The organism is Catellatospora sichuanensis, from assembly GCF_007483665.1.
In the GTDB taxonomy this organism is placed as follows: domain Bacteria; phylum Actinomycetota; class Actinomycetes; order Mycobacteriales; family Micromonosporaceae; genus Catellatospora; species Catellatospora sichuanensis.
On record NZ_VIQO01000034.1, the window covers coordinates 116023 to 138596 of the forward strand.

Below are 22574 nucleotides of genomic sequence, written 5' to 3' on the forward strand. Positions count from 1 at the left end.
GGACGGCGGTGGGCGGCGGGGGGTTCGTACAGGTCATGCCGTCGGCTGCGCGCGCATGTGGACCGGTGCGGGTACGGGGTGCAGGACCCGGGGTGAGCGCTGGCGGTGGGCGACCGCGAAGGACAGCAGGCCCATGGCGATCGCGACGAACGCGGCGATGGCGTAGAGGTGTGACAGCGGGGTGCCGGCGTCGACGAGCGGGCCGGCGCCGAAGGCGGCGATGCCGTAGCCGAGCTGGTAGGCGGCGATGACACCGCCGGCGACGGCGGCGGAGAAGCCGGTGAGTTCGCCCTGGCCGAAGCTGATGGTGAGCGGGAGCAGGGCGGAGCAGCACAGCCCGGCGGCACCGAAGGCGAGCACACCTTGGACGGCGTGGCCGTGGGGCAGGGTGGCGATGATGCCGAACACCCCGGCGAGGGCGAACGGCAGCAGGTGGAAGGTGGCGCGGGCGGGCAGCCACCGGGTGATCGCGGCGAACAGGAGCCGACCGAGGGTGACCATGGCCCAGAACGCGGTGAGGGCGAGGGCGGCGGTGGTGGCGGACGCGCCGACGCTGGTGGTCATGTCGAGTTGGGCCCAGTTGCCGTTGATGGTCTCGCAGATGCCGTAGAGCAGCGCGAAGGCGGCGTAGAGCCAGAACCGGGCGGGCATGTGGCCGCGGGCGGCGGTGGCGGCGGCGCGCGCGCCGGTGTGCATGGGCAGCCGGAGGCTGACCCCGAGCAGGGCGATGAGCAGCAGCGTGGACAGCACCGGCAGGCCCCACCAGAAGCCGAGGCCGACGAAGATGGCGACGAAGACGGGTGCGAGGGCGGTGCCGAGGCCCAGCAGCGCGTTGAGGATGAGGACGGCTTTGTCGACGCCGGTGGGGTGGAACGCGGCGGCGAGGGAGTTGAGCGCGGGCACGGCGAGGCCGAAGCCCGCGCCGAGGAACGCGGTGGCGGCGAGCAGCAGCGGATAGGCGAGGTTCTGCTGGTGCATGACGGCGGCGCTGGCCAGTAGCAGGATCATGGAGGCCAGCGAGCAGGCGAGGCCCGCGAGGTAGACGGCGTGGGTGCCGTGGCGCCGGGCGAGGCCGGCACCGGCGAGGGCGGCGGCGATGGCGGCGATGACCTGTGGGGCGAACATGGCGCCGTATTGGGTGCTGCTGAGGCCGTAGTGGGCGGGGTCGGTGAGGATCGTGCTGGCGGCGGGGATGGTGACCAGCACGATGCCCTGTACGACGCCGGCGAGGTCGACGACGGTGGTCTGGGTGCGGGTGGCCATCAGGTTTCGCGCCGGTTGACGAGGGTCTGCAGGGTGGACAGCTGGGGCCGGAGTTTACGGAGGCGGTCGTCGGCGCGGACCTGGACGCGGCCGCGGCCGTAGGCGTCGCGGTGTCCCCAGCGGCCGGGCACGTCGAGCAGGGCGAGGTGGCCGATGCCGACGGGCAGGGCGGGGTCGACGACGAGATGTTCGTCGACGGCCTGCAGTCCGAGCATGGTGCCGAGCAGCAGCAGGGGTGTGCCGGTGGACCAGGCCTGCGGGCTGCAGGCGGTGGGGTACGGGACGGGGTATTTGGTGACGGCGCGGTCGTAGCCGCAGAAGGCTTCGGGCAGGCGGCCGTTGAAGAATTCGGCGGCGTCGAGGATGCCGGCGGCGACGCGGGCGGCTTCGTTCTTGTAGCCGTAGCGGCGCAGGCCCCAGGCGATGAAGGAGTTGTCGAAGGGCCAGACGGTGCCGACGTGGTAGCCGACGGGGTTGTAGCGCTGCTCGCCTTCGGCCAGGGTGCGGATGCCCCAGCCGGAGTACAGGCGGGGGCCGAGCAGGTGTTCGACGATGTGGTGGGCGCGGCGGCGTTCGACGATGCCGGACCAGAGCAGGTGGCCGATGTTGGAGGACAGGGCGTCGACCTGGGTGCCGTCGGCGTCGAGGGCGAGGGCATAGTATTTGCGGTCTTCGATCCAGAAGTCGCGGTTGAAGCGGCGTTTGAGGTCGGCGGCCTGTTCGTCGAGGCTGTCGGCGAGGGTGGGGTCGTTCCAGATGGTGCGGGCGAGGCGGGCGGCGCGTTTCTTGGCGTCGTAGGTATAGCCCTGCAGCTCGCAGGTGGCGCGGGGGAAGCCGGGCAGGCGGCCGTCGGAGTAGGAGATGGAGTCCCAGGAGTCCTTCCAGCACTGGTTCTCCAGGCCGGTGTCGGGGTTGCGGGTCTGGTACCAGACGTAGCCGTCGCCGCGCAGGTCGGCGTACTGGTCGAGCCAGGTGAGGGCGGCGCGGGACTCGTACTCGAGGTCGCGGACCAGGCGGGTGTCGCCGCTCCAGCGTTCGTATTCGTCGAGCAGGATGAGGAACAGGGCGGTGCTGTCGGCGGAGCCGTAGTAGGGGGAGTGGGGTCGTTCCTCGAAGGCGGTGAGTTCGCCGTAGCGCATCTCGTGGAGGATCTTGCCGGGGTCCTCGTCGCGGAAGTCGTCGACGCGGCTGCCCTGGCGGGCGCCGAGTTCGGCCAGCGTGGTGGCGGCCAGGGACGGTGCGTAGGGCAGGGCTTGCAGGCTGGTGAGGATGCTGTCGCGGCCGAACATGGTCATGAACCAGGGCAGGCCGGCGGCGGGCAGGCAGCGTTCGCCGGAGGTCATCGGGGCGAAACGCAGGGCGGCGAGGTCGGTGAGGCTGCGCCGGTAGGTGTGTTTGAGGGGTTCCCAGTCGCATTCGAGTTTGGGTGCGCCGGAGAGCCACTCGTCGAGGTCCTCCTCCATGTCCTTGCGGGTGTGCCCGGATTCGGTGCGGGCGGTGACGCGCTGGTTGGCGGCCCAGCCCCACAGCGAGCAGCTGACGTGCAGTTCGGTGTTCCAGGTGCCGTGCGCGCCGAGGTGGACGGTGAAGGTGATGCCGTGTTCGTCGAGGTGGGCGGAGGGGGCGTCGGCGGACTCGCCGTGCTCGTCGACGTGGGTGGAGGCGGCGGTGGTGATGAGGGTCTCGCGGCGGTAGGTCTGGCGTTCGTAGCCCAGCAGCAGGAGGTTGTCGTCGACGCGGGTGTAGTACTTGCCCTTCTTCTTGAGGTGGTCCTTGACCTCGAACAGGTCGGCGAAGTCGGAGGCGGCGTCGAGCCGGAGGGTGAGCGTGACGGGGGTGGCGCTGTGGTTGAGGATGGTGAGTTCCTCGCGGAATCCGTCGACGACTTCGCGGCGGCGGATGATGGACAGCGTGGCGTCGACGTAGACGGTGCCGGTGCCGGGGACGAGGAAGAACCGGGTTTCGAAGTAGTGCAGGTCGTCGGTGGACAGCGGGTTGAGGCGGTGGCCGTCGAGGGTGAGGACCCAGCGGGACAGGTAGCGGGTGTCCCAGGAGAACAGGCCGTTGGGCTCGGTGGGCGAGGCGTCGATGTCGCCGGCGGTGTCGCTGACGACGAAGGTGTTGCCGTCGAGGGTGCTGACAGAGCCGGTGGTGGTCATTTCGGGTGCCTCCGGGTTGCCGGTTCGGGCAGCGGCGGCCGCCCGGGGAACAGCCGTTGCAGCATGACGATGAGGTGGAGTTCGCCTTCGACGTCGATCTGGCCGCGCAGGACGGCGGCCATGGTGTTGACGCGACCGGTGACCATGCCGTCGAACAGGGTCTTGGCGACGTGCACGACGCAGTCGGCGTGTTCGGCGCCGCGGCTGACGTCGATGTGGCCGCGGTCGATGGTGACCCGCCAGTGTTCGGCGTGGCCGTTGCCGCCGAGGTCGAAACGGATCGTGCCGCTGGTGGCGCGCAGCAGCGGGTAGCGGCCGTGTTCGGCGAGGCTGTGGAAGTAGTCGGCGGTGGGGTCGTTCACCGGGGCGCTCCCGGGGTCGCGGCGGCGGGTGCCGCGTAGCTGACGCCGAGGCGCCCGGCGAGGTGCTCACCGACGCGCAGGGCGTTGGCCATGGCGGTGAGTGCCGGGTTGACCGCGCCGATGCTGGGGAAGAAGCTGGTGTCGACGACGTACAGGTTGTCGAGTTCATGGGCTTTGCAGTGGGCGTCGAGCACCGACATGGCGGGGTCCGCCCCGAAGCGGCAGGTGCCGGCCTGGTGGGCGACCCCGGCGATGGGAATGTCGGTCTTCATGTACGCGAACCGGTGGATCAGGTGGTCCTCGTGCAGTTGCATCGTGGACAGCATCGACTTGAGCTGGTGGTAGAGCCGCTTGGCGGCGGTGGGGTTGCTCGGGGTGTAGTCGAGCACGATGTGGCCGTCGCGGCTGACGGTGACCCGGTTGTCGGGCCGGGGCAGGTCCTCGGTGGACAGCCAGAAGTCGACGGCGTGCCGGGCGACGTCGGCCAGCGCCCAGCTCGGGGCGAGTTTCGTGGCCAGCGGCTTCTCGCCGCGGTACATGTCGGCCTCGGATTTGCCGATCATCTGGATGTTGCCCATGGGGTAGTCGAAGTCGGGCCCGCGGAAGTAGAAGTCGTTGAGGCCGAGGGTCTTCTGGAACCGGGTCTCGTTGGGTTCGCGTGACAGCGCGAGCACGGCCTGCGACAGGTGGAACATGTAGTTGCGCCCGACCTGGTCGGAGCCGTTGGCCAGGCCGTGCGGGTGCAGGTCGTTGGCGGACATGAGCAGCAGCTTCGCCGAGTTCGCCGCGCCGCAGGACACCACGACGATGTCGGCGGAGTAGCGCTCCTGGTGGCCTTCGTGGTCGACGACGACCTGCGTGACGGCCGTGCCGGCGGCGTTGGTCTCCAGGCGTGTGACGTGGGCGTGGGTCAGCAGGGTGACGTTGGGGGCCTGTAGGGCGGGCCGCACGGCCAGGGTCTCGGCGTCGGACTTGGCGTGCAGCGGGCAGGGGAAACCGTCGCAGTGCTGGCAGCGTACGCAGATGCTGTAGGGCATGTTCTGCTCGTTGAGCCGGACCCCGACGGGCGCGTGGAACGGGCGGTAGCCGGCGTTGGCGAGGTCGTCGGACAGCTGCTGGATGCGCGGCTCGTGGTGCAGCGCCGGGTACGGGTACGGCCCGGACGCGGGCGGCTCGGTGGGGTCCTCGCCGCGGTTGCCGTGAACCTCGTAGAGCTGCTCGGCCATCGTGTAGTACGGCTCCATCTCCTCATAGGAGATGGGCCACGCGGGGGAGACGCCGTCGTGGTGCTGGAGCTGGCCGAAGTCCTCGCGTCGCAGCCGGTAGAGGGCCGCTCCGTAGAGCTTGGTGGCGCCGCCGACGAAGTAGTGGACCTGCGGCTGGAAAGCCGAGCCGTGGCGGTCGTACCAGGTGTCCTTGGAGATGTAGCGGTTGTCGATGAAGACTTCGGCGGTGTCCCAGTTCTCGGGTTCGCGGGGCAGCCAGTCGCCGCGTTCGAGCAGCAGGATGCGCTTGCCGGACGGGGCGAGGTAGCGGGCGAGGGTGCCGCCGCCGGCGCCGGTTCCGATGATGATCACGTCGTAGGCGTCCATCAGAGTTCTCCCAACCGCTCCGCGAGAATGATCATCCCGGCGGCTCCGACGAGCGCCAGGTGTGAGAAGGCCTGCGGGAAGCTGCCCAGGTGGCGGCCGGTCATGGCATCTTTCCGGGCGGGTCGGTGTCGACGATCCACGGGCCGCGCCAGCCGTGTCCGGCGACGAGCTGCTCCGCGCCGGCGGGCCCCCACGTGCCGGGGGCGTACGGCTCGATCGGGGAGGGCTTGTCCAGCAGCGGCTGCAGGATGCGCCAGGTCTCCTCGACGCCGTCCTGGCGGGTGAACCGGTTGGCGTCGCCGAGCAGGGCTGCGTGCAGCAGCACCTCGTACGGGGTGGGGCCTTCGCCGCCCTCGGTCGCGAACTCCATGTCCATGGTGATCGGTTCGGCGCCGTCGGCGTCGGCGCGGCGGGCGTCCAGGCGCAGCCGGGTGCCGGTGGTCGGGTCGAGTTTGATGACGAACTGGTCCGGTTCGGGGGTGCGGTCGCCGAACGCGGCCAGGCCGAGGCGCGGCGGGCGTTTGAACACGATCCGGAACTCGGTCTGCGTGGCGGGCAGGCACTTGCCGGTGCGGATGAAGAACGGCACGCCCGACCAGCGCCAGTTGTCGATCTCGAGTTTGAGGGCGGCGTACGTTTCGGTGGTCGAGCCGGGTTTGACGCCGTCGATGTGCTGATACCCGTCGTACTGGCCGCGCACGTAGTTCGCCGGGTCGGCGTCGGCGACCGCGCTCCACAACGCCACCTGCGCGTTCTTGAGCGCGTCCGGGTGCCGGCCGGCCGGGGGTTCCATGGCCCCGCCGGCCAGGACCTGCATCAGGTGGTTGACGACGACGTCGCGCAGCGCGCCGACCGGGTCGTAGAAGTGGCCGCGGTCCGCGACGCCGAAGTCCTCGGCCATGGTGATCTGCACGCTGTCGACGTAGGAGCGGTTCCACACCGGTTCCAGCATCGTGTTCGCGAACCGCAGGTACACCAGCTCCTCGGTGCCCATCTTGCCGAGGAAGTGGTCGATGCGGAACAGCTGCGACTCGTCGAGGTACTGGTGCAGCTGCTCGGCCAGGGCCCGCGCCGAGGCCAGGTCGTGGCCGAACGGCTTCTCGACCACGACCCGCCCGCCGCGCACCGCCCCGGCTTCGGACAGGCCCTTGACGACGGTCGCGAACAGCGACGGTGGAATCTCCAGGTACGACACCGGTGTCTTCGCGTCGCCGACGGCGGCGGCGACGCGCTGGTACAGCCCGGCGTCGGTGAAGTCGCCGGACAGGTACGACAGCCGGGCCGCGAACCGTTCGAACACGGCGTCGTCGATCTGCTCGCCGGTGCCGACGATGCACTCGCGGGCGTGTTCGCGCAGCTTGTCGACGGTCCAGTCGTCGCCGGCGACGCCGATGATCGGGCAGGTGAGCAGGCCGCGCCGGTCGAGGCGGTAGAGCGACCGGAACGTCATGACCTTGGCCAGGTCGCCGGTGATGCCGAAGACGACGAACACGTCCGCGGGCGCGGGCGTCGCGGGTGCGGTCATGATGCGTTCCTGTGGGTGCTGCGCTCGCTCACGCCGCTCATCTTTCCAATATCGTGATTTAGCCGGGCGGTTACCGCCAAACACACATTTCTGGTGCATGCACGTTGCGAGCATGGGTGGGTGGACCGCCTGCAGCCGCTCACCCTCGCGCTGGCCATGATCGCGAGCCTGCTGGCCGGCCCGGACGCCGCCCAGCCGACGGTCGGGCCGACCCCCGCACCTGCCCCGGCCCCGTCCCCGCTGCCGCAGGGCGACCAGCCGGTACGGCTCGACCCGGCCGACTTCACCACCCGCGTCGACAACCCGTACCTGCCGCTGGCCGTCGGTGGCCGGTGGAGCTACCTCACCGCGGGTCCCGACGGCGACATCCGTACCGAGGTCACCGTGGGTCCCGGCCGCGACGTGGCGGGCATCGCCACGGTCGCGGTGCGCGCACTGACCACCGACGCCGGCGGCGGTCTCATCCGCGACCTGACCGGCTGGTACGCCCAGGACAGCACCGGCAACGTGTGGCTGCTCGGCGAGTCCGCCCGCGACTACGTCGAGGGCACCCTCACCGGCGTCGACGGCTGGCAGGCCGGGACCGAGGGGGCGCAGCCCGGCATCGCCATGGCGGCCCGGCCGGTGGCCGGGCAGCGGTGGCGGATCGGGTACAGCCGCGGGCGGGCCGAGGACTCCGCCCGGGTGCTGGCCGTCGGCGAGCAGCTCAGCGTGCCCGCCGGGACGTACCAGGACGTGATCGAGGTCGAACAGACCTCGCCGCTGCTGCGCGGCGTGCGACTGCACCGCTTCTACGCCCCGCAGGTGGGGCTGGTGCGGTCGGAGACCGGAGCCGCCGACCGCACCGACCTGGTGGCCTACCGCGAGCCCTAGGCCGCGGCCCGGACCCGGGCCATGGTCCGGAAATCGTTGGGAAGCTGCTGCATGACGTGGTCGAACGTCTCGTCGCCCAGATCCTCGCGCAGGGCCGTCAGCACACCGCGCACCCCCGCCTCGGTGTCGCGGTCGTTGAGCCCGGTGCGCTCACGCACTCGCCGCAGCAACTCCGGCAGGTCGAAGCACTGGATGCGGTCGTTGGGCGGCAGCGAGTCACGCAGGCCCTCGTGCAGGTGCTTGGCCAGATGCCGGTTCTCGCCGTTGCTCAGCCGCGCGGCCAGGCACTCCAGCGTGGCGCGCGTGGTGTCGGCGGCCTCCTCCACGGTCAGCCCCGAAAGCTCGGCGACCTTGCGAAAGAACTGCTTGTCTCCCATACGTTCCCTCCCGTACTCGATCCACACGGTCGGGGGTGATCCATCAACACCCTAAGCCCCCATGCCCTCTACACCACCCTTTACACCGTTTCACCCCACCTCTTTCGAGCCTGGGCGGTGCGGTCGGGCCGTCAGCGGCGGCGGAACGGGCCGCGGTCGCGATCACGCCGCCGGTCGCGGGCGTGACCATCCGGACCGCGTACCCGGCCGCGCAGCAGCTCCAGCCCGTTCACCGGGTCACGCAGGGAGGCCACGCCGGACGGCGACGCGCACGAGCCGGGTGCCGTCGAACTCCAGGGTGGCCCCGTGCAGGTGACCGAACGCCGGTCCCCAGGCCGCGTGGTCGGCGTCGGGAGTGCAGGCGACCAGCGCCGGTTCCAGGGTGCCGCCGTGCCCGACGACCAGCGCCGTCCCCCCGTCGGGCACCTGTTCCAGGGCGGCCAGCCACAGCGCCCGGTTGGCGAGCGCGGCCGCGGCGAGCCCTCGGCCTCGGGCGATCAGCCCGGCGTAGGTGACGAAAGGCCGCTCCCAGCGCCACTGGTCGTGGTGGTCGACCTCGCCGGGCACGTATCCCGACGGCATCTCGGCGGTGTCGTCGACGGCGAAGCCCATCGCCACCGCCGTCTCCAACGCCCGCGGCGACGGGCTGGTCAGCACGTAGCCGACCGGGCCCAGCGTCGCCCCGCACGCACGCGCCGCGGCGACCCCGTCGTGGGACAGGTGCGAGCCGCGGCCGCGAGCCCCGTCCTTCTTGGTGTACGAGTGGCGGCGTACCTCGAGCCGACGCATCCGGCCAGCGTAGGCGAACCGCCCCGCGCACGCAGTCCGCGGCGGGCGCACCGGTTCGGTGAAACAGACAATGAGCTGCGGCGATCGATGGCATTCTGAGATGTCCACTCCATGCCGGTCGTCGGCGCGGCAGGTCCTGCGGCGGCCGGGCGGCGGCCGGAGGCGTCCCGTGAAAACCACCCGAAGCACCGCACCAGCCCCAACGACGCAGGATGAGTACACCGTCGACGTGTTCACCGTCGTCAACGGCGCGCCGGTGCAGTGGCGCATCGACACCCGCACGACTCTGCTCGAGGCGCTGCGTGACTCCTCCGGGCTCACCGGCACCAAACGTGGTTGCGACCAGGGCGCCTGCGGCGCGTGCACGGTCCACGTCGACGGCGCGCGGGTGCTCTCGTGCCTGATGCTCGCCGCACAGGCCGACGGCCGGCAGGTCACCACCGTGGAAGGCCTCGTCGGCGAGGAGGGGCAGCTGCACCCGATGCAGGAGGCGTTCGTGCGCCACGACGCGTTCCAGTGCGGCTTCTGCACCCCGGGTCAGCTGATGTCCGCGGTCTGCCTGCTGCGTGAGGGCCGGGCGGGCAGCGACGCCGAGATCCGCGAATACATGTCGGGCAACCTGTGCCGCTGCGGCGCGTACGACAACATCGTCGCCGCGGTGCGCGAGGCCGCCGGGGGAGGTGCGTGATGCGGGCCTTCGTCTACGACTGTCCCGACGCCGTCGACGAGGCCGTAGCCTCTGTCGCCGCCGACCCGCAGGCTGCGTTCCTGGCCGGCGGCACCACCCAGCTGGACCTGATGAAGGACGGCGTGTGGACACCCGACCGCCTCGTCGACATCAGCCGCCTGCCGCTGCGCGGCATCCTGGTGGAGAGCCAGCAGCTCAAGGTCGGCGCGCTGACCACCATGGAGCAGCTGGCCGCCGAACCCGTCGTCGCGCAGCGCCTGATGTTCGTACGCGAAGCCCTGCTGGCCGGGGCGACCGTGCAGCTGCGCAACATGGCCACCATCGGCGGCAACCTGCTGCAGCGCACCCGCTGCCGGTACTTCCGCGACCCGACGGTGTCCGCCTGCAACCGGCGCAGCCCCGACTCGGGCTGCGCGGCCGTCGACGGCGTCGCCCGCATGCACGCCGTGCTCGGCGTCGACGAGCGCTGCATCGCGCTGCACGCCTCCGACGTGGCTGTGCCACTGCTCGCCGTCGACAGCACGGTGCTGGTCAGCGGGCCGACCGGACAGCGGCGCGTCCCGCTGAGCGAGTTCTGGGTGCGGGCCGACGAGGGCCCCTCCATCGAGAACGTGCTCGGCCACGGCGACCTGATCACCGAGATCGACGTCCCGCTGCTGCCGAACGGCTGGCGGTCGGGCTACCTGAAGGTCCGCGACCGGGCCTCCTACGAGTTCGCGCTCACCTCGGCCGCGGTCGCACTGCAGATGGACGGCGACATGATCGCCGACCTCCGCATCGCGCTCGGCGGGGTCGGCTCCGTGCCCTGGCGGGCCCGGGAGGCCGAGGAGATGCTGCGCGGCACCCACGTCGACCCGGTGCGTTTCGAACAGGCCGGCCGGGCCGTGATGGCGTCCGCCTTCACCGTGCCCGGCACCGCGTTCAAGGTCGACCTCGCGGTTCGCACCCTCAGCCGCCAGCTGCTGACGATGACGGAGGCGACACCATGACCGCCATCCAGTCCCGTCCCGGCGCGCCGTGGGTCGGCCAGGGCATCGACCGCGTCGACGGCCCGCACAAGGTCACCGGCACCGCGCCCTACGCCAGCGACGTCACCATGGCCGGCATGCTGCACGCCGTGGTGGTGACCTCGACCATCGCCGCGGGCACCATTACGAAGATCGACACCAGTGCGCTGCTGACCCTGCCCGGAGTGCGGGCCGTGTTCACCCACGAGAACTTCCCGCGGCTGAACACCCCGCCCGTGATCCCGTTCGGCGACACCCCGGTCGCGCCGCTGCAGGACGGCCGGATTGCGTTCCACGGCCAGGAGATCGCGCTCGTCGTCGCCGACACCCCGCAACAGGCCACCGAAGCCGCCAGGCTCGTCGAGGTCGTCTACGCGCCCGAGCCGGCGCTCCTCGACCCCGCCGACGGCCGACCCGAACCGCTGTCCTACCTGCCCGACACCCACCGCGGCGACACAGAGGCCGGCTGGGCGATCGCCGACGTGCGCGTCGGCGCGTCCTACCGCACCGCGGAGAACACCAACAATCCGCTCGGCCTGATGGGCTGCGTCGCCGCCTGGGACGGCGACCACCTGGAGATGCACGACACCACACAGTGGCCGATCGCGCTGCGGCAGACCCTGGCCGCCGTGTTCGGGGTGCCCGAATCGGGGGTACGCGTGCACGTGCCCTACCTCGGCGGCGGGTTCGGCGCCGGGCTCAACCAGTGGGCGTACAAGCTGCTGGCCGCGGGCGCGGCTCGGGCGCTGGGCCGTCCGGTCAAGCTCATGCTGACCCGGCCGCAGATGTTCCGGCTGGTCGGGCACCGTCCCGACAGCGAGCACCAGGTGCGCCTCGGCGCGGCCCGCGACGGCACCCTCACCATGATCGAGCACCGGGCGACGTCGCTGTCGTCGCTGGACCACCCGGCGGTCGGGCTGCTCACCGCAGGCACGCCCCAGGTGTACGCGTGCCCGAACGTCGCCACCGTCGAACGCACCGTCCGCCTCAACCGCCGCTACCCGGCGTCGATGCGGGCCCCCGGCGAGGCCGAGGGCAACTGGGCGCTGGAGACCGCCCTGGACGAACTCGCGTACGAACTCGGCATGGATCCGCTCGAGCTGCGGCTGCGCAACGTGTCCAGCGTCGTGCACCCGCCCAGCGGGCTGCCCTGGTCCAGCAACGCGCTGGTCGAGTGCTGCAAGGTCGGCGCCGAGGTGTTCGGCTGGTCGCGGCGGGACCCGCGGCCGTCGTCGATGCGTGAGGACGGACTGCTGATCGGCTGGGGCATGGCCGCCGCGTTCTACGGCGCATACCTGGCCATGTCCCGCGCCCGCGTCACCGTCTACGCCGACGGCACCGCCGCCGTACGGGCCGCCGCCACCGACATCGGCACCGGCACGTACACGGTCATCACGCAGCTCGCCGCGGACCTGCTGGGCCTGTCGCCGCACCAGGTCGACTTCCAGCTCGGTGACAGCGACCTGCCGGCCGCCGCGCAGTCCGGCGGCTCCGGGCTGGCCTCGTCGCTGTCCAACGCCGTCATCGACGCCGTCACGCATCTGCACGGTGAGCTGCTCGACCTGGTCGGCGAAGGCTCACCGCTGTACGGCCTCAGGCCCGACGACGTGGTGTGCCGCGACGGCGCGCTGTGCCGTCGCGACGACCCGGCGACCCAGGAGTCGATCGCCGACCTGCTCGCCGGGCAGGGGCTGCTGGAGGCGTCCGGCGACGGGCGGGTGCGGCTGCCCGACCCGGCCACCGCGGGCATGTGCCACGCGGGCGGGTTCGGGGCCCGGTACGTCGAGGTCGCGATCGACCCGATGATCGGCAGGTTGCGGGTGCGCCGCGTCGTCAGCGTGACCGACGCCGGGCGCGTGCTCAACCCGAAACTGGCCCGCAGCCAGATTCTCGGCGCGACCGTCGGGGGCATCGGCATGGCGCTGTTCGAGGAGACCCTGACCGACCCGGACACCGGCCGGGTCGCCAACGGCACCTTCGGCGACTACCTGCTGGCCGTCAGCGCCGACGTGCCCGACGTCGAGGTGATCTTCGTGGGGGAACCGGACCGGTTCACCCCGGCGGGCACCAAGGGCGTCGGCGAGATCGGCCTGGTCGGCGTCCCGGCCGCGATAGGCAATGCCGTCTTCCATGCCACCGGCCGCCGCCTGCGCAGCCTGCCCATCACCGTCGACCAGCTCGTGATGTGACACCCGGCGTTTAACGGATGAGGCCGGGCGGGTAATCGACGAAATATGACAACCAAGACCAATACCACGTGGCGCGCGTACGAGGTCGAGGGTGAACTGAGCACCGCCGAGAAGAACCGCCTGCCCGAGTCGGTGTTCGCGTTCCCGGACGCGCGCAAGCTGCCGCTGACCGACGCCGACCACGTGCGCAACGCGCTGGCCCGCTTCGACCAGGTAAAGGACGTCAACGACGACGAGCGCGACCTCGCGTTCGCCAACCTGCTGGCCGCCGCGAAGCACTACGGCGTCGACGTCGCCGAGACCGGCTGGCGCCAACTCGGCCGCAAACCGCACACCCCGAACCCGGCGCACTGAGCCGCCTGTTTCGCAGCGCCCGGCGGCACGCGGTCAGCCTGCCGACGCCGACTTCGAACAGGCCGCAGACGACTTGCCGGAGTTCGTCGCCAGGCACTGACTGTGACCCTGACCCGCGGTTGCAGCCGGTCGCATGTGGACGGTCGCGCGAGTTCGCCCCGTTCTGGCATGATCGGCCGCATGTCGCAGCCCCTTCCCCCTGGTTCGATCATGCCGTTCACCGCGTATCCGATGCCCGTGCCCGTGCCGGCGGGCCACGGTGTGCTGATCGTGAGCTTCAACCGCGGCCCGTACGTCATCTCCGCGGCGTCCACGTCCAAGCTCAAGGTCGACGGGCGGCAGGTGCCGTTCGGCGGCGAGGGCACCTACTACGTAGTCGTGCCGGCCGGGCCGCACGAGGTGAAGGTGACCGACCCGTTCGGCATGCCGATGATCAAGACGAAGCTGACCGTGCACCCTGGTGCGGGACACCAGCTCGCGTTCCGGTTCGGCGGGTGGCGCAACCGGGTCCACGACGGGCAGGGCGCCGACGTCACCACGTTCGGCATGTGGTCGAACTACGCCATCATGCTCGTCCTGTTCCCCACCATCTTCGTGCTGTGCTGTGGGGGCGTCGCCCTGGTCTCCGCGCTGGGCTCGACGTCTTAGGCGCGGACCACGCCGACCGAGCTGCGCGACCACTCGTCTTCGCGCCGTCCCGTCGTGGCTTGTTGCCATGACGGGACGGCGCAGGCTGCCGCGCTCGCGGCAGTGCGCCGCGCTGGCGCCGGTCAGACCGCCGTCGGGACGCCGGTCAGACCGCGGTCAGCAGGTCCGCCAGGTCGGGCAGGTCGACCGCGGCCTCGCCGAGCGGCTGCAGCGGCGTGACGGTGGCGTATCCGTCGGCCAGCAGCGCCATGTCGGTTCCGGGCTCCAGATGAGCGCCGGAGTCCTCCAGTGCGGTGCGCACGAAGCCGCTGCCGCGCTCGGCGATGCGCATCTGCACCTGGCCGAACCGGCCGAACCGGGCCCGGCACAGCCCGCGCACCTGGTCGGCGGGCAGATCGGGCACGTTCAGGTTGAGCACCGTGGACTGCGGTAGCCCGTCCAGCAGCGACAGCAGTGCGACCGCGTACACGGCGGCGGTGTCCCAGTGCCGGTCGTCGTCGGTCAGGTCCCCGTCGGCGAGGTCGAGGGAGACGGCCAGGCCGTGGCAGCCGTAGGCGGCCCCGGTCAGCGCCGCGCCGACGGTGCCGGAGTGCAGCACCGCGGGGCCGGCGTTCGCGCCGCGGTTGATGCCCGACAGCACCACCTCGGGCGGGTCCCCGAACGCGCCCCGGGTCGCGATCAGCGCCGCCATCGCCGGGGTCCCGGTGACGGCGTACGCGGGCACCCCGTCGAGTTCGGGGAGCTTGCGTTCCTCCACGATGATGCGGCCGTCCTGGGCGACGGCGCTGATCGCGGCGCTGGCGCCGCTGGAGTCGCGGGCCGGGGCCGCCACCACCACGTCGAAGCCCGCCTTGGCTGCCGCGAGCGCGAGCCGGTGCAGGCCGGGGGCCTCGATGCCGTCGTCGTTGGTGATCAGGACCCGGGTCATGAATGCTTCACCTTCTCTGCGAGCTGTTCAGGGGACGTGTGGCCACCGCCGCGTTGGCCGCCGCCGGAGCCCGGCGGGGGAGCGCCCTCGTTGGCGCCGGGCAGCTCGGTCAGCTTGACCCTGGTGGTGAACTGGGCGATCACGTCGGCGCGGCCGGTGCCCAGGCCATGGCGGGTGACGTTGAGCGCGCCGGCGGCGGCGCCGGTGCGCACGGCCACGTCGAGGTCGCGGCCGAGCGCCAGCATCGCGGCGACCCCGGCGGTCATCGAGTCGCCCGCGCCGCGGTGGTCGGCGGGTTCCAAGCGGGGCAGCTCGACCTGGCGCACCTCGTCGTCGATGAGCACGAGTGCGGGGTGCTCGGCGCGACTGAGCACGACCGTGGCCGCGCCCTCGTCGCGCAGTCGGTGCATGGCCGCGACCAGGCCCGGAATGGTCTCCTCGGTGGCCCGGCCGTCGCGCAGGACCTCCTCGTGGGACACCTTGAGCACGTCGACGCCGCCCTCCAGGACGGCGGTCAGGTAGTCGCCCGACAGGTCCGCGACGACCTTTGTGCCGTTGCGGCGCAGGTCTCCGGCGAGCCGCCGGTACACGTCGGGCGGCAGCACCTGCGGGTCGGCGACGCCGGCCAGCATCGCGACCTCGGCGCGCAGGCCCTCGGCGAGCGCGACGTTGTAGAGCTCGTCCTGGTCGTGGCGGCTCAGCGGCTGTCCGGGTGCCTGGGCGATCTCGGTGCGCACGCCGTCGCGGCGGTCGTGCACGTACGCGCCGTTGCGGGCGGACACGTCGATCGCGCCGACCTCCAGGCCCTCGTCGAGGATGAGGTTGCGCACCACGCGGCCGGTCTCGTCGCCGAACGCGGAGCACAGCACGACCCGTACGCCCAAGGATTTGATCATGCGGGCGACCCAGACGCCCTGCCCGCCGGCGTGCAGGTGGATCTCCTCCTCATCGCCGACCTGCTCGATGGTGACGGTGAGCTGCGGGGACGGTGAGAACACCATGACTGATTCCGGCATGATCAGCGCTTACCCCGGCGGCCCGGAACTCAATCCTGTGCCGCCGGGTCGTCGATCAGGTGTGCGAGGGGGTGAACGCCTGCCCGGCCCGGCGCAGCAGCGGCACCAGGTCACGCGGCGAGCCGACGATGACGTCCATCATGGCGGCGACCTGGTCGCCGGTCTCGGGGTTGGACACCCCGACCCGGAACACCTCGAAGCCCCGGTCGGCCTTGGCCCGGTCGGCCAGCGCGGTGAGTGCGGGCAGGTCGCCCAGGTCGTCGCCGAAGTACCAGACGCAGTCGAGGTCGCGGGTGGCGCTGCGCATCACGCCGCCCTTGTCGCGCCGGATCGGCGGCTTGAGTTCGAGCACCATGCGGCCGGGCAGCGGCGCCAGGCCGTATTCGGCGGCCCGGTCGCCACCCCAGCGTTCGACCTGGGGGCGCAGGTGCGGGGCGGTGCGGTAGTGCAGGGCGACCGACAGCCGCTTGTCCTCGACCAGGATGTCGGGGTCCAGTTCGGCGACGGCGCGTTTGGCGACGTCGGCGACCGCGGAGATCCATGGCACGACCTCCGGGTCGGTCCACAGGGTGCCTTGCTCGTCAAGCGACTCCATGCCGTAGAGGCCGTACAGGCGCACCGGCAGGCCGCCGAAGTGCTTGCGCAGGAACTCGACGGGGCGTCCGGACACGACCGCGACGGTGCGGATGTGCTCGGCGATCTCGGCGACGGCCGCGACGACGCCCGGCACCGGCTCGACGCCGGCCGGGTCGTCGCGGATCTCGGACAGGGTTCCGTCGAAGTCGAAGAAGAAACCGCAGTTTTGACGTCTTTCGGCTGCTATACGTAGTGCGTCGGTGACGCTCTGCGATTCGATCACTTGCCTACTCTAGGCCACCGGTGACCGCGGGATCACGTGAAGTACACGATCATTCGTGTCCAGCCGGTGTAGGGTGTGCGACTCGGTCACGTCCGGGGTCTCCCACTTGCCGATCAGCCGGTCGATGACCGCGTTCGGCACCGGCGCCGGACGGGCCGCGTTGCGCGCCCGCAGCACCGGACCCGGCGCCTCCAGCGCGACCAGCTCCACCCGCGCCCCGTACGCCGCCGCCAGCCCGATACAGATCTCGCGGTGCTGCCGTGACACGTTCGTCGCGTTCCACACGAACGACCGCCCCGCCCGCAGGTGCCCGCGCGCCAGCTCGTGCGCCGCCCCGGCGACCGCCCGCTGGTCACCGGCCGGGTCCACGCCCGACTGCGCCCGGATCGCGTCCAGGCTGACCACCGGCAGCTCGGGCCGGTACGCGGCGAGCCAGGTGTCCTTGCCCGCCCCGGGCAGCCCGGACAGCACCGTCACGGTCAGCCGGGTGTCGTCGAAGGCCGCGTACCGCGGGTCGCGACCCGGCGTGCGGAAGTACATGAACCGTGCGTGGTCCGACGCGAACTCCCACGGCCGGTCCAGCACCCCCAGGTCCGCGCAGTACTCCCGGAACAGGTCGATGTTCTCCAGCACCGTGTCCGCGTCCGCGCAGACCCGGCCCAGGATGTCGGCGGTGGCCAGCAGCGCCAGGTCGTCGTTGCGCGCCGTCAGCGACACCCGCAGCGCGATCTGCTCCAGATCCGGGCGTTCGAGGGCCCAGAACGGCACCTGGTGGTGGCGCACCAGCGCCGTCACGTGCTCGCGCCAGTCGATCGGCGTGCCCAGCTCCCACAGCACCCGCCGGGCGGTCAGCTCGCCCCGCCGGGAGTGTCCGTGCGCGGTGACCCGCTCGCCGTCGTGCCGGGTGCAGTCGGGTTTGGCCACGTCGTGCAGCAGCACCGCGGCGAACAACCGCACCTGCTCGGCCCGCGGCCGCTCCCGCCACTGCGGCAGTGCCGCCAGCGCCTGCGCCGCCATCCGGGTGTGCGTGAGCACGTCACCCTCGGCATGGTGCACCGGGTCCTGCGGCACCCCGGCCAGTCGGCGCACCCAGGCGAACTCCCGCTCGACCGCCGCCCAGTCCAGCGCCCAGCCCGGCCCGGCCGGGCACAGCCGCTCAAAGGCCTGCATAGAGCACCTCCGGGTCGGCCAGGCGGTTGGCCACGATGGGCCGGTCCGCCCAGTGCGAGCCGGAGTCCAGCACCGCGGTCAGGAAACTGTGCCGCACCCACTTGTAGCGTTCCACCACCCGGCCGCCCTCCTCGACCTTGAGGTAGAGCCCTTCCATCTCGTCGGCCCGGTCGCTCTCCGCGGCGGCCCGCGCCGGGTCCACCCCGGCCTCCGCGGCGGCGTCGGCCAGACCGTCCCGCCAGCCGGGCGTACGGCACACCGACGGCCCCACCAGCCCCGTCAGCTGCTCCAGCCGGTCGAACGGGCCCGCGGCCAGCACCGGCACGCTGTGCACCGGCAGCCCGTCCAGCAGCTCCCGCCGCCGCGGCGTGTCCAGGAACTCGCCGGTCGCCGTGTCCAGCACGTCGAACTCGCAGAAGTAGTGCGGCAGCGCGTCGTAGAAGACGGTGTGCTTGGCGTACATCCACTCGCCGTAGCAGACGAAGCGGTCGCCCAGCCGCTCCCACAGCAGCGGCGCGACCGTCGCCGCCCACGACTTGAACACCGCGAACTGCCGCTCCCGCGGCCCGCCCGACAGGTGATGCCCACGCGACTGCAGCCGCAGCCCGCCGTCGGCGGTGAAGCTGATGCCGGCGTTCGCGCCGTCCAGCTTCTCCTCGGCGACCACGTGCCGTCCGCGGATACGCGCGAACGGCACCTGGGCCATGTCCTCGTCACCCGGCTGCAGGCGCGATCCCGCCAGGTGCGGCGTCCGCGGATATTTCACGATCACGTCGTATGTTGTAGCCGTCCCCCACCCGCGCAGGCCAATGGATTACCGATGCGATGGCCCTATCAGAGAATGCGCGCTAGTCTATTGGGCATGGGTGAGACCAAGAGCTTCTACCTGGCCGACGACGTCGTCGCGTACCTCAAGACGCACGAGAACGCCTCCGCCGAGGTGAACCGCCTGGTCCGGCGCAAGATTGCCCAGGACGCGGAGGCGGAGGCATACCAGCGCCACCACGGCGTGCCGCTGACCGAGGACCGCCGCCGCCGTGCCCGCCTGTGGGCCCGTGAGCAGCTCGACGACGCCGCCCGGCGCGCCGAGCACGGCAGCGCCGACCGTGACGAGTTGCGCCGCCGCATGGGCTGGGCGGCGTGACCGAATCCGGCGACGGCGAGATCGGCGTCCCCCCGATCCGCCTCATCCTCGACGCCTCGGCGATCTGCGCGTTCGGCGCGCACGAGACCGTGGGCGAGATCATCGGCGAGTTCGACGACGAGGGCGAGCTGTTCGCCGTCACCTCGGCGTCCCTCGCCGAGGCGCTGGCCCGCGGCGCGGACGCGCACCTGGTCGACGTGCTGCGCACCAACGACAACTGCGTCGTGGTCGAGTCCACCGCCGACTGGCGCAGCCTGGGCAGGTTCATGGACCTCACCCGTCCCGGGCCGGACCGCCTGCACGAGCTCGCCGATTCGGACCTGACCATGCTCGCGGTGCGCACCGACGCCTACATCCTCACCGACCGCCCCGAGCGCTACACCGCGATCGTCGACTCGGTCACCACCATCCAGCTGGAAAAACCCTGGTCCTGACAGCCCTGCCCGCACCGTCGGGATAGTCCTGTCGGAAGTCGCCCGGAACCGGTATCGCGGCGAGGATTAAAGGCCGCGCAAGTGGGTAGTCGCCCGCCATGACGGCGACCGGAATCCTGAGCGCAATCCTTATCGGAATCGTGATCGGCACCCTCGGCCGGCTGGTTCTCCCCGGCCGCCAGAACATCGGAGTCATTGCCACCTTCGTGGTGGGCATCGTGGCCGCGCTGCTGGGCACCTGGGTCTCCCGCCAGATGGGCTGGGAGACCATGTGGCCGGCCCGCCTGGACTGGAACTGGGCCGGCTGGCACTTCACCTGGAGCTGGTCCGAGCTGCTGGTGCAGGTGGTCTGCGCGGTCATCGGCATCATCATCGCCATGGCCCTCACCCGCACCTTCATAGCCGACGAAGGCGGCCGCCCCGTACGCCGCCGCCGCCGCAACACCACCACCTGAGACCCTCCGTGGGGGTAGGGAAAGGAAGGGCACCTTCACATCGCTATGTGTTGTAGAAGGTGCCCTTCCTAACGCTTGCGGGTCTTCGACGTGCCGGTGAAGCGGCCGCCGCGGTTACGTTTGGCGGGTTCGGCGCGCGGTCCGGGGACCCTGGTGCCCGCGGGCCGTCCACGGCTCTGCCGCCCCGGCGGCATCACCCCGAACCACTGCCCGACGGCGAACGCGAGCACGACGACGTACCCCGTCGCCCACGCCGCGTCCAGGTGGTCCCCGCGCCCGAGCGCCGGACCGGCGAGCAGCGCCACCACCATGACGACGACCACCAGCAGCCGCCACCACGACAGGTCGCCGGCCGCGGACGTGCCGCCGAGCGGAGTCAGCGTCACCCCCCAGGGACGGCGGCGCAGCGTGAAGCTCGACGGCCAGATCCGGCCGTGGCCGTCGACGTCCAGCACCGCGACACCCGCGCGGCGGTGCACCAGCACCCGGTGCTCGCCGGTCAGCTCACGCAGCCACCGTTCCCACACGACCCGCTGGTGCAGCTGCGGGGCGTCGCCACGGCGCAGCACCGCCCATACCGCATAGCCCGCCGGGGTGGTGTCGAAGTCGTCGTCCCGGCCGATCGCGTCGGCGACCCTGACCGCCCGGCCGCGCTGGCTCACCTGCGTGCCCTGCGCCAGGTGCAGGGTCAGCCGGGCGGGCCACGGGGGCGCGCCGGCTGCCAGCATCCACTGCCCGAGCCGGACCGCCCACGCCAGCGCCAGCAGCAGCCCGAGGGGCACCAGCAGCGCGGCGTACCCGACGGGCCCGGTCCGGTACAGGAACGGCGCGGCGGCGGACAGTCCGAGCAGCGCCACGACGGTGGCCGCGACACGGCGGGGGGCGGGGACCGGTCTGATCACGACCCGCACCCTAGGCGCGCGCGTCAAGGCACCCGTACTCAGGTCCGCGAGGCGACCAGGTCGCGGCGCAGCAGCAGGCCGACGGCCAGCACCGGCAGGCCCAGCAGCAGCCACAGCGGCCGCCCCGCCCACCACGCCCAGGACTCGACCTCGCCGACCCGCTCGACGCTGTAGCCCTCGGTGCCGAGCACGTACGCGTCGATCTGCCGGGACTGCGCGCGCGGCTCCATCTCCTGATAGAAGAGGGTGAGCCGGCCGCGTTCGTCGCGCTCGCCCGCCCGCCACGTCGCGCCCTCGCAGTAGAAGTCGGCCCGCGGCCCGCGCCGCCAGATGGTCCCGTGGCGGCAGTCCGCGTCCATGACGGTCACCTGGACGCGCTCGCCGTACAGGCCGATGTAGTCGGCGGGCGCGAACTGGCGCATCGCGATCCCGGACACGCCCCAGCTGACGCCGGTCGCACCGGCCGCGATGACCAGGGCCAGCACGATCGCGCCGACGCGACGCGGCCGCCGCGCATCGCGGGGGGCGGCGTCGAGCAGCGCGTACCCGAACGCGATCGCCGGGACGGCGATGTTGACCATGGTCAGGCCCACCCCGGCCAGCGAGTTGGTGCACAGCACGAGCACCAGCCCGGCCGCGCCCAGCGTCCCGACCAGCATGCCCAGCCCGGCGATCGAGCTGGCGGCGACGTCGGTCGCCGTGTTGTCTTCCTCGGCCCGCCCGGCCCCCGCCCGGCCGTTCTGCTTCGCCATCGCTGTCCCTTCGACGGCAACACTCTAGAGCCGACCGGCCGATGAACAAGTCGCGAGTGGACGGTACGGCCTCAGAGCCAGTCGACGCCCTGGCCGTGCGGCATGGTGAAGGCGACCGGGCGACCGGCCACGGCCAGGGTGAACCGGCCCGGCGGGGCCTGGCGCGGCAGTTGCGCGGCGACCTGCGGGACGACGCGGGGCGCCTCGTTGCTCAGCCACACCGTGCCCGGCCGCTGCCGCGTCAGCTCGGCCATCTGTGCCGCGAACCGGTCCACGCCCGCCGCGTCGAGGTAGGCCAGCACGGCGGTGTGGAACACGACCAGGGTCGCCTCGGTGGGGGCCTGCTCGGCCAGCTGCGCCAGGGACTCGTTGAGGTCGCCGCGGACCAGCAGCGGCGGGTCGGCGGCGGCGATCGTGGCGGCGGCGGCCAGGCGCTCCATCCGCTCGGTGTGCTCGGGCCAGATGAGGCTCTGCAGCCAGCGCACATCGTCGGGGTCGGTGACGTCGAGCGGGTTCAGGTCGATGCCGGCGCGCCAGACGACCTGCGGCAACCGGTCGGGCACCGGCACCGGGCCGTCGACGGCGCACTCCAGCAGCGGCGCACCGGCGGGGCCGAACGGCTTGCGGTCGCCGTAGCGGTACCGGTAGCGGTCCGGGTACAGGCACAGCCCCGCGGACGCGCCGACCTCGATCAGCGCGAGCGGCTGCGGCAGCGCGGCGAGCACGGGCAGCAGCACCGCGCACCGGGCGGCCTCGTTGGTCTGCGTGCTGCGGGCCAGCATCTGCTCGCGTACCGCCGCCCAGTGCGTGACCAGCCAGTCGCGGAACTCCGTGTGGTCGCCGACCGGCCCGCCGAGCAGCCGGACCGCGCCCAGCAGCAGGTTCGGCTGGCGCTTGGCCAGCGGCAGCGCGCCGACGAGGCCGAGCACCTCGGCATCGGCGGCGATCCCGAGGCACAGCCGCTCGTAGGACGGCGAGCGCCCGGCGGCCTCCCTGAGCGCGAAGTCGCGGTAGGTGTGGGCCAGGTCCTCATCGGTGCGGGGAATGCCGTGCATGCCGGTACCGTAGGCCGCCTGCCCGGCCGCGCG

Annotated in this window: 23 protein-coding genes and 1 pseudogene; 9 read left to right on the forward strand and 15 right to left on the reverse strand. The window is 71.9% G+C overall.

The window, feature by feature from the left end; translation table 11 throughout:
* Positions 1 to 33 precede the first annotated feature (33 nt).
* The 5 genes and pseudogenes from FLL47_RS37120 to zwf form a co-directional block, all read right to left on the reverse strand.
* The gene (locus FLL47_RS37120; RefSeq protein ID WP_144127339.1) at positions 34 to 1263 is read right to left on the reverse strand and encodes an MFS transporter; all 1230 of its coding nucleotides are present in this window, start codon (positions 1261 to 1263) and stop codon (positions 34 to 36) included.
* 74 nt (positions 1264 to 1337) lie between these two features.
* A pseudogene (locus FLL47_RS37125) lies at positions 1338 to 3422 on the reverse strand (amylo-alpha-1,6-glucosidase); the annotation flags it as partial.
* Complete coding sequence (locus FLL47_RS37130) at positions 3419 to 3784, reverse strand: SCP2 sterol-binding domain-containing protein (RefSeq protein WP_144127341.1); 366 nt, start codon at positions 3782 to 3784, stop codon at positions 3419 to 3421. The gene FLL47_RS37130 and the pseudogene FLL47_RS37125, both read right to left, overlap by 4 nt.
* Positions 3781 to 5376 (reverse strand): GMC oxidoreductase, encoded by a 1596-nt coding sequence (locus FLL47_RS37135; protein ID WP_144127342.1) that lies wholly within the window; start codon positions 5374 to 5376, stop codon positions 3781 to 3783. The genes FLL47_RS37130 and FLL47_RS37135 overlap by 4 nt, the downstream gene beginning before the upstream one ends.
* Positions 5377 to 5476: 100 nt before the next feature.
* The gene (zwf, locus tag FLL47_RS37140; protein ID WP_144127343.1) at positions 5477 to 6901 is read right to left on the reverse strand and encodes a glucose-6-phosphate dehydrogenase; all 1425 of its coding nucleotides are present in this window, start codon (positions 6899 to 6901) and stop codon (positions 5477 to 5479) included.
* Between the two features lie 120 nt (positions 6902 to 7021).
* Between zwf and FLL47_RS37145 the strand changes: the two genes are divergently transcribed.
* The gene (locus tag FLL47_RS37145) at positions 7022 to 7774 is read left to right on the forward strand and encodes a hypothetical protein (RefSeq protein WP_144127344.1); all 753 of its coding nucleotides are present in this window, start codon (positions 7022 to 7024) and stop codon (positions 7772 to 7774) included.
* On the opposite strand, the gene FLL47_RS37150 is transcribed toward FLL47_RS37145, so the two are convergent.
* Positions 7771 to 8151: a DUF2267 domain-containing protein gene (locus FLL47_RS37150; protein WP_144127345.1), complete on the reverse strand. Its 381-nt coding sequence runs from the start codon at positions 8149 to 8151 to the stop codon at positions 7771 to 7773. The genes FLL47_RS37145 and FLL47_RS37150 overlap by 4 nt on opposite strands.
* Before the next feature lie 237 nt (positions 8152 to 8388).
* A complete protein-coding gene (locus FLL47_RS37155) occupies positions 8389 to 8940 on the reverse strand; it encodes a histidine phosphatase family protein (RefSeq protein WP_144127346.1) in 552 nt (183 codons plus the stop codon).
* Between the two features lie 169 nt (positions 8941 to 9109).
* On the opposite strand from FLL47_RS37155, the gene FLL47_RS37160 reads away from it, so the two are divergent.
* From FLL47_RS37160 to FLL47_RS37180, 5 genes are all read left to right on the forward strand, one after another.
* Positions 9110 to 9628 carry a (2Fe-2S)-binding protein gene (locus FLL47_RS37160; RefSeq protein ID WP_425457802.1) on the forward strand — a complete coding sequence of 173 codons (519 nt, stop codon included), beginning with the start codon at positions 9110 to 9112 and terminating at the stop codon, positions 9626 to 9628.
* Positions 9628 to 10617, forward strand: coding sequence for an FAD binding domain-containing protein (locus tag FLL47_RS37165; RefSeq protein WP_144127348.1), 990 nt, complete (start codon positions 9628 to 9630; stop codon positions 10615 to 10617). Before FLL47_RS37160 ends, FLL47_RS37165 begins: the two co-directional genes overlap by 1 nt.
* On the forward strand, positions 10614 to 12824 hold the full coding sequence (locus FLL47_RS37170; RefSeq protein ID WP_144127349.1) for a xanthine dehydrogenase family protein molybdopterin-binding subunit: 2211 nt from the start codon (positions 10614 to 10616) through the stop codon (positions 12822 to 12824). Before FLL47_RS37165 ends, FLL47_RS37170 begins: the two co-directional genes overlap by 4 nt.
* Before the next feature lie 45 nt (positions 12825 to 12869).
* Positions 12870 to 13178: a DUF6582 domain-containing protein gene (locus tag FLL47_RS37175; RefSeq protein ID WP_144127350.1), complete on the forward strand. Its 309-nt coding sequence runs from the start codon at positions 12870 to 12872 to the stop codon at positions 13176 to 13178.
* 180 nt (positions 13179 to 13358) lie between these two features.
* A complete protein-coding gene (locus FLL47_RS37180; protein ID WP_246159150.1) occupies positions 13359 to 13826 on the forward strand; it encodes a hypothetical protein in 468 nt (155 codons plus the stop codon).
* 145 nt (positions 13827 to 13971) lie between these two features.
* On the opposite strand, the gene surE is transcribed toward FLL47_RS37180, so the two are convergent.
* From surE to FLL47_RS37205, 5 genes are read right to left on the reverse strand one after another with little or no spacing between them, the layout of a single operon-like run.
* On the reverse strand, positions 13972 to 14754 hold the full coding sequence (surE, locus tag FLL47_RS37185) for a 5'/3'-nucleotidase SurE (RefSeq protein WP_144127352.1): 783 nt from the start codon (positions 14752 to 14754) through the stop codon (positions 13972 to 13974).
* The gene (locus tag FLL47_RS37190; RefSeq protein ID WP_246159151.1) at positions 14751 to 15770 is read right to left on the reverse strand and encodes a 1-phosphofructokinase family hexose kinase; all 1020 of its coding nucleotides are present in this window, start codon (positions 15768 to 15770) and stop codon (positions 14751 to 14753) included. Before FLL47_RS37190 ends, surE begins: the two co-directional genes overlap by 4 nt.
* 55 nt (positions 15771 to 15825) lie before the next feature.
* On the reverse strand, positions 15826 to 16629 hold the full coding sequence (gene otsB / locus FLL47_RS37195; RefSeq protein WP_246159164.1) for a trehalose-phosphatase: 804 nt from the start codon (positions 16627 to 16629) through the stop codon (positions 15826 to 15828).
* Between the two features lie 9 nt (positions 16630 to 16638).
* Positions 16639 to 17799, reverse strand: a complete 1161-nt coding sequence (locus tag FLL47_RS37200; RefSeq protein WP_144127353.1) for an AAA family ATPase — start codon at positions 17797 to 17799, stop codon at positions 16639 to 16641.
* Positions 17786 to 18565, reverse strand: a complete 780-nt coding sequence (locus tag FLL47_RS37205) for an RNA ligase family protein (protein WP_246159166.1) — start codon at positions 18563 to 18565, stop codon at positions 17786 to 17788. The genes FLL47_RS37200 and FLL47_RS37205 overlap by 14 nt, the downstream gene beginning before the upstream one ends.
* A gap of 96 nt (positions 18566 to 18661) precedes the next feature.
* Between FLL47_RS37205 and FLL47_RS37210 the strand changes: the two genes are divergently transcribed.
* From FLL47_RS37210 to FLL47_RS37220, 3 genes are all read left to right on the forward strand, one after another.
* Positions 18662 to 18943: a hypothetical protein gene (locus tag FLL47_RS37210; protein ID WP_144127355.1), complete on the forward strand. Its 282-nt coding sequence runs from the start codon at positions 18662 to 18664 to the stop codon at positions 18941 to 18943.
* Positions 18940 to 19377, forward strand: a complete 438-nt coding sequence (locus FLL47_RS37215; RefSeq protein WP_144127356.1) for a hypothetical protein — start codon at positions 18940 to 18942, stop codon at positions 19375 to 19377. Before FLL47_RS37210 ends, FLL47_RS37215 begins: the two co-directional genes overlap by 4 nt.
* Before the next feature lie 140 nt (positions 19378 to 19517).
* Positions 19518 to 19832, forward strand: a complete 315-nt coding sequence (locus FLL47_RS37220) for a GlsB/YeaQ/YmgE family stress response membrane protein (protein ID WP_222106374.1) — start codon at positions 19518 to 19520, stop codon at positions 19830 to 19832.
* Positions 19833 to 19900: 68 nt separating this feature from the next.
* On the opposite strand, the gene FLL47_RS37225 is transcribed toward FLL47_RS37220, so the two are convergent.
* The 3 genes from FLL47_RS37225 to FLL47_RS37235 form a co-directional block, all read right to left on the reverse strand.
* Entirely contained in the window at positions 19901 to 20734 is an 834-nt protein-coding gene (locus FLL47_RS37225) for a hypothetical protein (RefSeq protein WP_144127357.1), read from the reverse strand.
* Positions 20735 to 20772: 38 nt separating this feature from the next.
* Positions 20773 to 21486 (reverse strand): hypothetical protein, encoded by a 714-nt coding sequence (locus FLL47_RS37230; protein ID WP_144127358.1) that lies wholly within the window; start codon positions 21484 to 21486, stop codon positions 20773 to 20775.
* A gap of 71 nt (positions 21487 to 21557) precedes the next feature.
* The gene (locus FLL47_RS37235) at positions 21558 to 22541 is read right to left on the reverse strand and encodes a DUF2332 domain-containing protein (RefSeq protein ID WP_144127359.1); all 984 of its coding nucleotides are present in this window, start codon (positions 22539 to 22541) and stop codon (positions 21558 to 21560) included.
* Positions 22542 to 22574 lie beyond the last annotated feature (33 nt).